Source organism: Streptococcus oralis subsp. oralis (assembly GCF_002096445.1).
Taxonomy (GTDB): Bacteria; Bacillota; Bacilli; order Lactobacillales; family Streptococcaceae; genus Streptococcus; species Streptococcus oralis_N.
In genome coordinates this window covers 1,278,026-1,290,619 of record NZ_NCUK01000013.1, presented here as the reverse complement: position 1 = coordinate 1,290,619, position 12,594 = coordinate 1,278,026, and the positions used below count along the sequence as shown (strand labels likewise).

Here is a 12,594-nt window from a genome sequence, read left to right as displayed (position 1 = left end):
GAATGACAGTTGAATATTAGTTTGGGTATTGCTTATGAATGGTATCTATATAGTTGGTGAAATGTTTCAGGAAATGCTTAGGAGATATAACAGTGATGTATTTTCCAAAAGCAAGCAAGGTATTGTATCCCCAATCATTGTCGTTTAACGGATAAGTAATCTCGTAAATATCGCTATTAATAGGTTTTATGGCATTATAGCCTAAGAGTTCCACAAATCGATCAAGAACAATTTTCTGGACATGCAGGATGACAGGTACTTTGTTTTCATTCATCCAAGCACCACCATCATAGGGAAGTGGTGTAAAATGTCTTTTTGAAAAAGTATCGGAGAGAGTAAGTTCACTAATTCTAGCAACTTTAAAAACAGAAAAACGCGCTTTATCAGTATCGTAGGCATCCATATACCAACTCCGGTCCTTATAGACAATACGGTAAGGCTCACAATTTTTTTGACTCACCAGTCCTTGTGAATTAATATAGGAAAATTTTATTTTTACTCTACCTCTGATAGCTTCCAATAACTTAAAAATCAAAGTTCGTATTTCCAAGTTCCCTTGAGATAGAGATAAATCAATTTCGAAATCAGAGTATGTATTGGTAGCATTTAATTTCAATATAGCATTGAAAGTAGAGGCATCTTCCAATACTTGATAACGGCTTTTTAAACCAGATTCGATCGAAAGCCGTTCGGATTGGGTCAGGGGAGGTTTGTCAGTTTGGAAGTCTTCCATAAGAAAAATGCCTCCATTTTTTCCTTTCATTACATAGAGAGGAATGCCTGCAAGAGATAAATCATCAATATCTCTCATAATAGTTCGTGTGCTGACTTTAAAAAGTTCTGATAATTCTTTAGCTGTTGTTTTTCGTTTATTTACTAAATGAGAAATAATCCCCATTTGACGGTCGATTTTCATAATTTTCTCCTTAAATATGACAGATAGTTGTCATATTACTTTTGTTATGATTATACCATAAAGAAAGGAGTTCATATAATGAAACATCAAACTAAACCATCGTTTACCTTAGTTGGCAAGAGTATTTTGATAGAAGGAACTACAGTTCATGAACATCACTATTCTAAAGAGAAAACGGCATTCTATACTCAGTTATTTAAAGAAGGAATGCTAGGAAAATTGATGCCCCATTCCATAGATAAAAGAGGCTATGCTTTGATAGTTCCTCATAAAGATGGCATACAATACTACGCAGGAGTTGCGGCAAATAATGCTGTGGCAGGTTACGAAAGCATTCTTGTCCCAGAGAAAGATTATTTAGTAAGCTCAGCCAGTGGTGATAAATCAAGACTCTTGTTTGATAAATTGGAGGATAACTTTTTTGAGGGAGAATATAGTTCGCTTTACAATGATGGAATTATCTTAGAAATACTTTTAAACGGTAATCCCATGGATGCAGAAGTTGAGCTTTGGGTTCCCAATTCAACAAACTAATAAGAACTGATAGAAAATTATTATAGTTGCAGCAAATAAGAGGAAAGGCACAAAAGGAAGTCTTTCCTTTTTCTTTTGCAGGAGAAAAGCTAGGATCCCCGTCGCAGAAGCAAACTGAATCAAGATGAGTAATTCGGTCGCGCTAAAGACGAGAGCGCAAGAAGCCAGAAAGAGAAAATCCCCTGCGCCTATTCGGATATCGATAAAATGAGCCATGATTCCGAGGGCAAGGAAGAAGACCATAACCAGATTCCAGCCAGAGCAGGCCATGAGGACTAGGTGGAACGTCAGCCAGACTAGTAAGGGATATTCCTGATGGCGAAAATCATAGATTCCCAAGGTCAAGCCAGCAGTGATGAGGATGATTTGACCTAAGGAAAGCCAGCCCCAAGACCAAGATAAAAAGAGGAGTCCTAAGTCTAGTTCAAAGAGGGCATACCAGACAGGGTAGCTAGCCTTGCAGTAGCGACAGCGAAAGCGACCAATTACTTGAGAGATAATCGGAATCAAATCTAAGGGACGCAAGCGAGTCTGACAAGAATCGCAGTGACTAGCCGGTCGGATAAGGGATTGCTCTGGAAAACGGTCAATGACCAAACCAAGAAAGGAAGCGAGAATGCTCCCAACAAGAAAAAAATAAATATCAATCATACTTATCTATTCGTAAAAAATAGAAGAAGTAGTATAATAAAGAAACATTGATAAGATGGTGAGGTCAAGATGATGATTCGTTTTGAAGAAAATATGAGCACAGAAAATGCTCAGCACGTATGCCAATGGTCCAACTCCCTTGGCAAATCTTTTCAAGTACAATGGATGGGAACAATGATTCCTTTTCCCTTGACAATTCAAGTCTTGCAAGATTTGGAAGGAATCTTTTCAATCTTTGATGGACAAGAGTTTGTGGGGCTTATCCAGAAAATCAGGCTAGAAGACAGGAATCTTCATATCGGGAGATTTTTTATCAACCCTCAGAAGCAGGGGCAGGGCTTAGGTAGCCAGGCTTTAAGGAAATTTGTTAGTTTGGCCTTTGAAAATGAAGACATAGATACTATTTCTCTAAATGTCTACGAGGCAAATCAAACAGCTTACAAGCTTTACCAAAAAGAAGGATTTGAAACCGTTCAAATGGTTGAAACACCTATACGAAAATACATCATGAAAAAAGGTAGATAGCAGTCACATGGGGCTAGAGTTCCAAGGATTTTCAAGGATAAAGAAGTTATCTTTCAAAGTTAGAAACAAGACTTCTATGATTTCTTAGATAGAGGAGATAAAAATGTCGAGACCTAGAAAAATACGAATCTTGCTTGTTTCTGTACTTGCCTTAGTTGTTGGTATCACTCTTTATTCTCAGTATCAAAGCCACCAAGAACGCTTCCAATTAAAGACCTCCTTTGAAGAAAAGGACAGTATAGCTGTCTTAAAACATTTAACGGCGTCAGGGAAATATGCGTCTGACATGCGAAATGCAGGCTATATTGTTCCTCCCGACGGTGCTATCCGCTTGGATGGAGGAATTGATTCCATAGGGATAAAAGGAGACATTGATTTGAAAATGTTGAATCCTGGTAGGGATGAAGTCTCGGTTTTATTTGAAACAATGGTAAATGAGGAACAAATAAATGCCTACTATATTTTAGACAATCAATTAACTCTAAAACGTAGTTACTATTCTCATATTAGTAATCAAAATAAAGAAAGTGTGAACATCTCTCAAGCCGAAGAAGAACGCCTGTTAAAGATTGTTCAAAAAGAGTTGAAATCTTTTCTAGCTAAGATGTATCAGACTTTGTATGGTTGATGTTACTAGTGAGAAATGGAAGCGAGACTCTGCTTAGGCTGACAACGACGATAATAAAAGGGGAAAAGAATGTTTACAGAATTACTCTTTATTGTCTCATTACTGTTACTTTTACGTTTGTTTAAAAGTAGGCGCTCACGAATGATGATAGGAGTTTTCTATGGTTTGCTGCTAGTTTGGTTTGTCTTTTCAGTTTTGAACTATGGGAAATACACTCTTCAACCAGGGCAAACTGTCAACTTAAGAGTAAATCCCAGAACACAAGATCTAGAATACTATTCAATCTTCATCTTGAAGAAAAATGATTCAAGTAAAATTAAATTAACTGGCTCAAGTGTTTGGAGTGAGAGAAATGGTGATGTATATTATGGAGTAGAGGAACAAAAAATTATAAAAAGCCATGGTTTCGACAAGGAGGATGAAGAACTTCCAAACAAGCAAACAGATATTTATTTAGAAAAAGATGGAGTTGTTGTGAGTTACCAAGGTGAAAAAGTGTTTGATGCCACCAATAACAAGCCCTACACGATAACCATTACCAATGTAGACAACCAACCAGCCCAATTTGAGGCTCAGGTGGTGGATAAGTAAGCCAGCCTAGTAGTGTGCAAGCTTTTAAATTTTCTTTCTTTAAAAGGGAAATCTTATTGTCAACAGGAAAAAGCCTTGAAACCAAGGCTTTTTCCTGTTGACAATACCTTTTAGCGAAAATTGAGAAGCGTGTTTAGAATCCGATCTACAAAAAAAGAGGACCGTAAATGTCCTCTTTTTGACTACTATGGATGAAAAGGTCAATTAAGGTTTAGCCTTATTTTTCATCTTTGTGAAGCATGTTTTTCACACCTTCAATAGCGCCTTCGACAGCGGCTTTAGCATCTTCAGCAACTTCTTTTACTTTAGAAACAACTTTTTCAGCTGTTCCTTCTTTTTCCATTTTTTCATCGCCGATCATTTTGCCGACACCTTCTTTAATGGAACCTTTTGCTTGATTTAATTTTTCTTCTGTTGACATGATTCTGCCCCCTTTAAATTGATTGATTTTGACAAGATAAATTAGTGTACGCGAGCATTTTCCTTTGCTTCGCCCTTAACGGCTTCAACACCTTCGCCTACTTTTTCTTGAACAGCAGCAACACCTGAACCGATACCAGATTTTACTTTTTCAAATTGTTCTGAAGCAAATTCTCCTGTTGAAGAAGCCACGTCAGTTACTCGGTCTTGGAGGCTAACTGAATCTGCTTCATGCTGTTCCTTCGTTTTGATATCAACAACATTCACATTGACTTCAACAACTTCTAGATCAGTCATTTTTGTAACTTGTGATACGACAACATCTTTGATTTCTTTGTACAAAGCAGGGACATTCTTTTGGTACTCAACAACAATGTTCAAGTCAACTGCAACTTGTTCTTTCCCAACTTCAACATTGACACCATGAGTGACATTATCTGTATTGATAATCTTTTCTGTTAGATTAGAGAAGAATCCTCCATCCACATCCAAAAGTCCAGGTACTTTTTCAAGTGAAAGACCAATGATTTTTTGGATGACTTTGTCTTCATAAGTGAGTTCCCCTTTAACATCTTGAGAAACAACAGCAACATCTTTTTTTTCTACATTTTTATCTACGTTTGACATACGAGACTCCTTTATTTATTTAAATATTTTTCCTTAACATAGTATCCAGCAAATGCTCCTAAGGCTCCACAAATTAGTACAAAGAGTGTTTTGAAAAAGCCAAAGGATAAGATAAAGCAAGCGAGAATGACACCTACTAAACCTGCAATAATTGGATACTGATATTTTTTAAACCATTCCATTTTTACTTCCTTACTTTACACGACTAACAGTCTTTTTGGTCGTTTTTCGAGGTTCAACTTCTTTTACTTTAACTTCAAGTTTTACCTCACGTTCAATACCAAAGAACTGCTTTAATCCATGAGTTATTTCATTCTGAATGACTAGACATCGATTTGAGATGTTGTCTGAAGGAAGAATTTTCCCTTCTACAGTAACGAAACATTTATTTTTGCGGCTATTTACATGGACCGTTGGTTCTTTGATCAACTGATGATCAATGACCAAACATCGAACAAAGCCTTCGATAGCTGAATTTTTTAGTTTTAATGTATCTTCTTGAGTTTCTAATTGAATCTCTAGATATTGTTTAGGATAAAAGAGTATCACTAACATTGAAATTAAAACTAAAACAGATAGGACAAGTGTCCCCCAAAAGACATATCTAGCAATCAGGAATTCAGCGTAGAGTTCTCTCCAACTGAATAAATGGATATCTAAATCACTGACCTGATGATAATCTATGAGAATAGGAAGGAAAATAGTCAAGATTAAGATACAGAAAATAAGTAACAATATTTTCTTTGATTTTGACATATTAAATCCTTTCAAATGAAAAGCTTTAAACCATAATTTTACCCGTCTACAGTATTCAAAATTATGGCTTATCACTTTTAATTTCTTATTAGGTAATGCTTATTTTTTACCAAATAGAAATGAAACGACTGCAACAACAATCACAGCACCTACGATTGACGGAATAATAGCCATTCCAGCCAATGAAGGTCCCCAGCTTCCTAGAAGTGATTGCCCTACAGACGAACCGATAAGACCTGCAAAGATATTTGCAATCAATCCCATTGAACCACCTTTTTTAGTGATTGCACCTGCGATGAGACCAATAAGACCTCCTACAATAATGGACCACAACATAGTGTATCCTCCTTTTCTATTTCTAAATCAAAGAATCAATTTCTTTGATTACACTAATTATATAGTATTTCAACTTGGAAACATAATAGTTCGTCTTAAAAACCGTACTGTAAACATGTACTTTAGATACAAATAAATAAGAAAATCTTGATGCTACTGAGTTTCTAAGGAATTAGACTAGTCTTTTGATGACAAGCAAAAGTCGTTGTAAGAGGATAAATACACTCCATGTGGTATAATTGCATGAAGATTGAAAGACAATCCTTCAGTTTATTATAAAGAGAGAAAAGCTATCCATGAGAGATTTATTATCGAAAAAAAGTCACAGACAATTAGAATTATTAGAATTACTATTTGAAAACAAACGCTGGTTTCATATTTCGGAACTAGCAGAATTATTGCACTGTACAGAACGTTCTGTAAAAGATGACTTGTCCCATGTCAGGTCTTCCTTTCCTGACTTGATATTTCATTCCTCAACAAACGGCATCCGTATCATTAATACCGATGATAGTGATATTGAGATGGTCTATCATCATTTTTTTAAGCATTCAACCCACTTTTCAATTTTAGAATTTATCTTCTTTAATGAAGGATGTGATGCTGATAGTATTTGCAAAGAGTTTTATATCAGTTCTTCCTCTCTTTACCGTATCATCCGTCACATTAATAAGATTATTAAGAAACAATATTGTTTTGAAATTAGCCTCAATCCAGTTCGAATCACTGGAAATGAGATTGATATCCGTTACTTTTTTGCCCAATATTTTTCAGAGAAATATTATTTTCTTGAATGGCCCTTTGAAGATTTTTCTCAAGAACCCTTGTCTCAATTATTGGAATTTGTCTATAAAGCAACTTCTTTCCCGATGAATTTATCAACTCACAGAATGTTAAAATTACTTCTGGTTACAAATTTATATCGCATAAAGTTTGGTCATTTCATGGAAGTTGAGAAAAATTCTTTTAACAACCAATTGTTGGAATCTTTCATGCAGGCAGAAGGAATTGACGAGATTGTAGCGAGCTTTGACTCTGAATATCATATCTCTCTGAATAAAGAAGTGATAGGTCAACTGTTTGTATCCTATTTTCAAAAAATGTTCTTCATAGATGAAGAAGTATTTCTCAACCATGCAAAAACAGACAGCTATGTAAAAAAATCGTATCAGTTATTGGGTGATCTAGTAGATCAGGTATCAAGAGAGTATAATCTCCAAGTAGACAATAGAGATAATCTGATTTGGCATCTGCATAATACGGCACATCTTCATCGCCAGGAATTATCGACAGAGTTTATCCTATTTGATCAAAAAGGCAATACAATCAAGAACTTTCAAAATATTTTCCCTCGCTTTGTTTCAGAGGTGAAGGAAGGAATGGAACATTATCTTGAGGCTTTGGATATGGATCCTAGTTCAATGAAGGTCAATCATTTGACCTATACTTTTATCACCCATAGCAAACACTTGGTGCTAAATCTGTTACAAAACCAACCTAAATTAAAGGTTTTGGTCATGAGTAATTTTGATCAGTATCATGCAAAATCAGTAGCTGAGACACTTTCTTACTATTGCAGTAACAATTTTGAACTGGAGGTTTGGGGTGAATTAGAGTTATCCCTTGATGCTCTAAAAGAATCACCTTACGACATCATTATTTCTAATTTTATTATTCCTCCTATTGAAAATAAGAGACTGATCTATTCCAATAATGTCAATACAGTCGCTCTCATCTCTTTGCTTAACGCAATGATGTTCATTCGACTAGACGAGTAACTAAGAATAACAAAAAGAACGCTATGTAGCGTTTTTTTATGAGAAAAGAATTTCCTCTATATTAGATTCAGAATATCCTAAAAAACTAAGCAAAAAAGCCCTGAAACCAAGGCTTTTCCTGTTGTATTTAGATGCCCCCTGCATGAATTTGTAAGAACTTTTCATATTGAAAATAAACAAAAATGTTGAAATATAGCTGATTTTAGGGAAATACTTTTAGGTATTTTCAATGTCAGGATTTAAAAATGGGGCAAAAGTGGGGTAAAAACAAATTAACGAAAAAAATATCGAGTTCGTGCATCAAGTAAATGATAAATTGCAAGAATAAGTGCAACATTTACTCGAACTCATCCTCTAGAGCTTCACTAGCAGTTCTGTAAGCTAAACATTTTCGTGGTCGGTGATTGATATCATATAAAGCCTTGGTTCCCAAAGCTTTTTTATGTTATAAACTCATTAAAAGAACCCCCAGTTAGATTTGGAATATTTTTTATTCTGTGTCACATAAAAATAAATAAAATGAATGGCTATAGCTAGAGCTAAAATGGTTGTTATACTCACTACTATTATAGGATTAGAAGCAAAGATTAAAGAGAGAATAAAGGCAGCCAGATAGAGTGTCGCTTGGACACAGTAGTAACTTTTCGAATAGCGAAGATATAGGGCCCATTTACTAGGACAGCAGCTTGAAAGAGGCCAAATCCGATATAAGAGAAGCTGGTTGCAAAGAGACGATTAGCTTCAGGATTCTGAAGAAATCCCATCGATACAGTCATCATAAGAAGTCCAATGAAAATAGGATAGTGACTGTAAATTAGAAATAGTCCCTTTTGATTAGATTCTTCATCAATAGCATGGTCGAATTGACCAAAATAAAACAAGAACAGAGAAAGCATAATAATGAAATAAAGAACCGAATAAATCGAGAAATTCTCGATTGTAAAGAAGTTAGCTAGCTCCGTAATCATCTCTCCAAACATAATAATGACAAGAAGGGAGATACGCTCGATTAAATGGGGGAGATTTACCTGGTAATGCTTATCTTTATTAAGCAAGATACTTGGCATAATAAATGTTAGCAGAATACTAGCAAATAAGATATAGACTCTAAGGTAAATAGGAAGAAGAGCTGCTAGATAGAATCCTAAACTTCCTAGACCTGTTATCCATAGAAAACCTTTGATACTTTCCCGATTAGCATCATCGGTTGATTTTCTAAAAAATTCAACCAAATATTGAAAAAATAAGGTAAGGGTTAATGTACCAATAGCCCAACAGAGATAATGAAAATATTGTTGCCAATCAGGTCCAATCATATTGGCTATAAAGAGTAAAATTCCCATTTTGATAAACATGATTACTATGTTAAATAAAGAGTTCTTTCCATAGCGATTGGTATAATCGGTTTGAATCATCCAGGAATCGATGAGAAACAAAGTAGCAATGAAAAAATCAAGGAAAGAATTCCAAGTCAAAATACCGTTATGAAGATGGTCAATTAAAGTAGTTACTTTTGAAATTGCAAAAACAAAAACTAGGTCATAAAAAAGTTCTGAAAATTCTACACGTTTATGTTTAATAAGAGTTGTCATCTTAAGACCTTTCTATTTTAGAAGTACAATTTATTATAACAGAAAATGGTAATAAAAAAAAGGGAGATGCTTAAATAACTTCATGTGACGCGAATGAACTGCGCCACAAAAGTTAGGTTTTTTCTGTCTAACTTTTGGGGTGCAGTTCAGAAGGGGTGTTTTTTCTATCGTTTTTTAGTGCTAAGACTACACAAAAAAGCCTTGATTCCAAGGCTTTTCCTGTTGTATGTAGATGCCCCCATGGATTTGGGAGACTATATCATCTTGAAAGTAATTAAAAAGTTGAAATTTAAGTGATTTTCGGAAGGTACTTTTAGGTATTTTCAATGTCATGATTTAAAAATGGGGCAAAAGTGGGGCAAAAACCATACAGATTCTAAACTGTATGGTTCTTTTTTTATCTAACCAAGAAAGGTTAAAACTTATTAAAACAAATGCAATCAACTGTTGAAAACTTTTTAGTCCGTGTAATATAAAAACAAGTAAAAAGTTGAACTATAGGGAATATTGTGTCATAATAGGTAATATATGAATAATTAATAGATTGGAAATAATGCTTTCTTACCTTAACAAGTTGAATTGGTTATACATTTTTTCGTCGCAATTGTGTCTATCTCTCGAGTTTAGCTAGTTTTTATAAGCTCTGGTTTCTAATCAATATAACAAATTTTAGAAGTGCATAAGACAAGATGGTGACATTACTACAGTCATTTCTAGTCACCATATGTTGCTGGCACAGGCTGTTTGTAGTGTTGGCTATTTACTAGTCAGTTTAATCGGAGTGTTTAATTTTTATTGTTGAAAGGTTTTTATATGGCGAAAATTCTATCTTTAGGTCTGACAGGTAAGAAATTACTTGCTCAGGGGTTCTTGTTTGTTCTGCTAGGTCTCATCTTGATGGTCACGGGGACTTGGTTGCCAGTAACAGTTATTCGCCTGGTTCTGTTTTTAGCTTGGATAGCAACGGTCGTAGATTTGCTATTAAGAGTTTTCAAAAAAAGCCAGTCAACGGATACCTTGGGAGTTGCACTGGTTAAATTGTTAGTGCTGGGATATTTGCTAGGTTCTAATCTTGCGACTGATATACCGATTTATGTTCTGGCTCTTGTGATTGGAGTTTATCAGATTTTTAGGGCCACGATTAATCTTGTCACCTATGTTCTCTACCGTAAAAATAATATTCGACCTCGTTTTCGTCTCTTACTAGATGGTATTCTACTAGTTTTTCTTGGTGGAGCTAGTCTTTTGTCCTCTACGGGAAATTCTGTCTTTCAACTCTTTGTTTTAGGGGCTTATTTTTTCCTTTATGGTCTGTCCAATATCCGTGACGGTTTCTTATTTGAAGGGGAAATTGGGAAAAACCATCTCAAACGTCGCATTAGAATTAGCTTACCTATTGTCCTAGCCGCTCTCATCCCTGCAAGAACTTTAGCAAAAGTTAACAAATTTATGCTGGAAAATGCTGATGAGGAAGAAGATATCCATCTTGGAATAGTGAAGTCTGGTAAGACAGCAGAGCTAGAAATTTTTGTTCATACAGCTGAGACCTCCCTGTTTTCAGCTATTGGTCATGTGGATATCTTCTATCAGGGCCGTGTTATTTCTTATGGCAACTATGATCCGTCATCTGAGACCTTATTTGGTATGGTAGGAGATGGTGTCTTATATTTCTGTGACCGCGATAAGTACATTGATCTATGTAAACGTGAGAGTCAAAAAACACTTTTTGGTTATGGAATAGATTTGACACCTGAAATGGAAAAAGCAATTCAAAAAAAGTTGACTGAATTGAAACAACTGACGATTCCATGGGAGCCAAGTGCGGATAAAATCACGACAGGTGATGGTAAGGAAGACTACACCTACGCTTATAAAATCAGACATGAGACGGATGGGGAACTTTATAAATTTATCAAATCTAAGTTTAAATCCTACTTTGTCTTATCCACAAATTGTGTGCTCTTGGCAGATACCATAGTCGGTCAGGCTGGAACAGATATCCTCTCACCCAAAGGATTTATCGCACCAGGAACTTACCAAGCTTACCTTGACCGAGAGTTTGAAAAACCAAATAGTATAGTCGTATCTAAACATGTTTATTAAGGAGAATTTATGAATTTAGTAAAAAAATACACCCCATTAATACTTTTTATAGGGCTGGTTACTCTTGTAATTCTGAATGCATCAAGCTTTATATCAGGGGCAGTATCTCTCTTTGAAGTAACTTCTACCTTGATTTATGGTGCTGTCATTGCTTTTGTGCTCAATGTTCCCATGAAAAAAATTGAAGAATTCCTAGTTAAAATGAAGGTAAAGGCAGGGTTGCGCCGTCCGATTGCTATGGTGCTTGTTTTCCTATCTCTTATCTTAATCGTGATCTGTCTTTTGGTTTTGGTGCTTCCAACCCTTGCTCAGACTATTAGTCAGCTGGGAGCAGTCCTTTCAACAGTCCTGACTCAACTTGGGAAATTGCTAGACAGCTCGGAATTTGTAACCAAAGACATGCTGTCAACTATCGTATCAGGAATTCAGGGACAGTCTAGCTCTATTAGTCAAGCTTTGATAACCTTCTTATCCGGTCTGACTAGTAATATAGGAAATATTTTTTCAAGTATAATGAATGCCTTTCTGATTATAGTATTTACCTTTTTATTTTTATCCAGTAAGGAACATCTGGCAGCGATGACGAGTAGACTTCTAAAAGTTATATTTCCAGAGAAAGTGGTGACAAAGTTAACTTACATTGGACAAGTAGCACTAGAGACTTATGACCAATTTTTGATGAGTCAGCTGATTGAAGCAGTCATCATAGGAGTTATGATAGCGGTTGGCTACAGCCTGTTTGGACTACCTTATGGGGTAATGACAGGTATATTTGCAGGAGTGCTATCGTTCATTCCTTATGTAGGGCCTATGATTGCTTGTGTTGTGGGAGCGATTTTTATCTTCACAGTGAGTCCTACTCAAGCCTTACTTTCTCTTCTTCTATATCAAGTTATACAGCTGATTGAAGGAAACCTTATTTATCCTAGAGTTGTAGGTCAATCTATTGGTTTGCCAGCTATTTTCACGCTTGCGGCTGCTAGTATTGGAGGCAATCTCTTTGGCTTACTTGGGATGATATTCTTTACACCGATATTTGCTGTTATCTATCGATTGGTTAAGGAATTTGTCGTTGCAAAGGAAAATCAGCTAGATTAAGAAAAACTAAATTTAATAAGATATACTGAGAAGAGAGTG

At 35.5% G+C, this 12,594-nt stretch carries 14 protein-coding genes and 1 pseudogene; 7 read left to right on the top strand and 8 right to left on the bottom strand.

Going from position 1 to position 12,594, the window contains the following annotated elements; genetic code table 11:
• Nucleotides 1–16: 16 nt before the first annotated feature.
• Nucleotides 17–916, bottom strand: a complete 900-nt coding sequence (locus tag B7721_RS09670; protein WP_000687279.1) for a helix-turn-helix transcriptional regulator — start codon at nt 914–916, stop codon at nt 17–19.
• A gap of 78 nt (nt 917–994) precedes the next feature.
• Here B7721_RS09670 and B7721_RS09665 point away from each other — a divergent pair, with 78 nt between their 5' ends.
• The gene (locus B7721_RS09665) at nt 995–1,450 is read left to right on the top strand and encodes an effector binding domain-containing protein (RefSeq protein WP_000682682.1); all 456 of its coding nucleotides are present in this window, start codon (nt 995–997) and stop codon (nt 1,448–1,450) included.
• On the opposite strand, the gene B7721_RS09660 is transcribed toward B7721_RS09665, so the two are convergent.
• Nucleotides 1,439–2,101, bottom strand: coding sequence for a prepilin peptidase (locus tag B7721_RS09660; protein WP_084878814.1), 663 nt, complete (start codon nt 2,099–2,101; stop codon nt 1,439–1,441). The genes B7721_RS09665 and B7721_RS09660 overlap by 12 nt on opposite strands.
• Before the next feature lie 69 nt (nt 2,102–2,170).
• Between B7721_RS09660 and B7721_RS09655 the strand changes: the two genes are divergently transcribed.
• The 3 genes from B7721_RS09655 to B7721_RS09645 all read left to right on the top strand — a co-directional run bounded on the left by B7721_RS09655 (nt 2,171) and on the right by B7721_RS09645 (nt 3,845).
• Nucleotides 2,171–2,626 carry a GNAT family N-acetyltransferase gene (locus B7721_RS09655; protein ID WP_084878812.1) on the top strand — a complete coding sequence of 152 codons (456 nt, stop codon included), beginning with the start codon at nt 2,171–2,173 and terminating at the stop codon, nt 2,624–2,626.
• A 103-nt stretch (nt 2,627–2,729) separates the two neighbouring features.
• Nucleotides 2,730–3,254: a thiol-disulfide isomerase gene (locus tag B7721_RS09650; RefSeq protein ID WP_084878811.1), complete on the top strand. Its 525-nt coding sequence runs from the start codon at nt 2,730–2,732 to the stop codon at nt 3,252–3,254.
• 69 nt (nt 3,255–3,323) lie between these two features.
• Nucleotides 3,324–3,845, top strand: coding sequence for a hypothetical protein (locus B7721_RS09645; protein WP_164497078.1), 522 nt, complete (start codon nt 3,324–3,326; stop codon nt 3,843–3,845).
• Between the two features lie 217 nt (nt 3,846–4,062).
• Here B7721_RS09645 and B7721_RS09640 read toward each other — a convergent pair whose 3' ends face one another.
• From B7721_RS09640 to B7721_RS09620, 5 genes are all read right to left on the bottom strand, one after another.
• Complete coding sequence (locus B7721_RS09640; protein ID WP_084878807.1) at nt 4,063–4,266, bottom strand: CsbD family protein; 204 nt, start codon at nt 4,264–4,266, stop codon at nt 4,063–4,065.
• 41 nt (nt 4,267–4,307) lie between these two features.
• Nucleotides 4,308–4,892, bottom strand: a complete 585-nt coding sequence (locus B7721_RS09635; protein WP_000072931.1) for an Asp23/Gls24 family envelope stress response protein — start codon at nt 4,890–4,892, stop codon at nt 4,308–4,310.
• Between the two features lie 11 nt (nt 4,893–4,903).
• Nucleotides 4,904–5,074: a DUF2273 domain-containing protein gene (locus tag B7721_RS09630; protein WP_000454669.1), complete on the bottom strand. Its 171-nt coding sequence runs from the start codon at nt 5,072–5,074 to the stop codon at nt 4,904–4,906.
• A 10-nt stretch (nt 5,075–5,084) separates the two neighbouring features.
• Nucleotides 5,085–5,648 (bottom strand): alkaline shock response membrane anchor protein AmaP, encoded by a 564-nt coding sequence (gene amaP, locus B7721_RS09625; protein ID WP_049520414.1) that lies wholly within the window; start codon nt 5,646–5,648, stop codon nt 5,085–5,087.
• Nucleotides 5,649–5,747: 99 nt separating this feature from the next.
• Nucleotides 5,748–5,984, bottom strand: coding sequence for a GlsB/YeaQ/YmgE family stress response membrane protein (locus B7721_RS09620; protein WP_000964741.1), 237 nt, complete (start codon nt 5,982–5,984; stop codon nt 5,748–5,750).
• A gap of 296 nt (nt 5,985–6,280) precedes the next feature.
• Between B7721_RS09620 and B7721_RS09615 the strand changes: the two genes are divergently transcribed.
• Nucleotides 6,281–7,762: a M protein trans-acting positive regulator PRD domain-containing protein gene (locus B7721_RS09615; RefSeq protein WP_084878805.1), complete on the top strand. Its 1,482-nt coding sequence runs from the start codon at nt 6,281–6,283 to the stop codon at nt 7,760–7,762.
• 456 nt (nt 7,763–8,218) lie between these two features.
• On the opposite strand, the pseudogene B7721_RS09610 reads toward B7721_RS09615, so the two are convergent.
• Nucleotides 8,219–9,354: pseudogene (locus B7721_RS09610) on the bottom strand (low temperature requirement protein A).
• An 813-nt stretch (nt 9,355–10,167) separates the two neighbouring features.
• Between B7721_RS09610 and B7721_RS09600 the strand changes: the two are divergent.
• Nucleotides 10,168–11,457: a hypothetical protein gene (locus B7721_RS09600; RefSeq protein ID WP_084878804.1), complete on the top strand. Its 1,290-nt coding sequence runs from the start codon at nt 10,168–10,170 to the stop codon at nt 11,455–11,457.
• A 9-nt stretch (nt 11,458–11,466) separates the two neighbouring features.
• Nucleotides 11,467–12,555, top strand: coding sequence for an AI-2E family transporter (locus B7721_RS09595; protein ID WP_001055024.1), 1,089 nt, complete (start codon nt 11,467–11,469; stop codon nt 12,553–12,555).
• Nucleotides 12,556–12,594: the final 39 nt, after the last annotated feature.

Bases quoted from the DNA above. Each gene is read 5' to 3' on its own strand.
- B7721_RS09670 (WP_000687279.1), bottom strand. From the start codon at position 916: ATGAAAATCGACCGTCAAATGGGGATTATTTCTCATTTAGTAAATAAA.
- B7721_RS09665 (WP_000682682.1), top strand. From the start codon at position 995: ATGAAACATCAAACTAAACCATCGTTTACCTTAGTTGGCAAGAGTATT.
- B7721_RS09660 (WP_084878814.1), bottom strand. From the start codon at position 2,101: ATGATTGATATTTATTTTTTTCTTGTTGGGAGCATTCTCGCTTCCTTT.
- B7721_RS09655 (WP_084878812.1), top strand. From the start codon at position 2,171: ATGATGATTCGTTTTGAAGAAAATATGAGCACAGAAAATGCTCAGCAC.
- B7721_RS09650 (WP_084878811.1), top strand. From the start codon at position 2,730: ATGTCGAGACCTAGAAAAATACGAATCTTGCTTGTTTCTGTACTTGCC.
- B7721_RS09645 (WP_164497078.1), top strand. From the start codon at position 3,324: ATGTTTACAGAATTACTCTTTATTGTCTCATTACTGTTACTTTTACGT.
- B7721_RS09640 (WP_084878807.1), bottom strand. From the start codon at position 4,266: ATGTCAACAGAAGAAAAATTAAATCAAGCAAAAGGTTCCATTAAAGAA.
- B7721_RS09635 (WP_000072931.1), bottom strand. From the start codon at position 4,892: ATGTCAAACGTAGATAAAAATGTAGAAAAAAAAGATGTTGCTGTTGTT.
- B7721_RS09630 (WP_000454669.1), bottom strand. From the start codon at position 5,074: ATGGAATGGTTTAAAAAATATCAGTATCCAATTATTGCAGGTTTAGTA.
- amaP (WP_049520414.1), bottom strand. From the start codon at position 5,648: ATGTCAAAATCAAAGAAAATATTGTTACTTATTTTCTGTATCTTAATC.
- B7721_RS09620 (WP_000964741.1), bottom strand. From the start codon at position 5,984: ATGTTGTGGTCCATTATTGTAGGAGGTCTTATTGGTCTCATCGCAGGT.
- B7721_RS09615 (WP_084878805.1), top strand. From the start codon at position 6,281: ATGAGAGATTTATTATCGAAAAAAAGTCACAGACAATTAGAATTATTA.
- B7721_RS09600 (WP_084878804.1), top strand. From the start codon at position 10,168: ATGGCGAAAATTCTATCTTTAGGTCTGACAGGTAAGAAATTACTTGCT.
- B7721_RS09595 (WP_001055024.1), top strand. From the start codon at position 11,467: ATGAATTTAGTAAAAAAATACACCCCATTAATACTTTTTATAGGGCTG.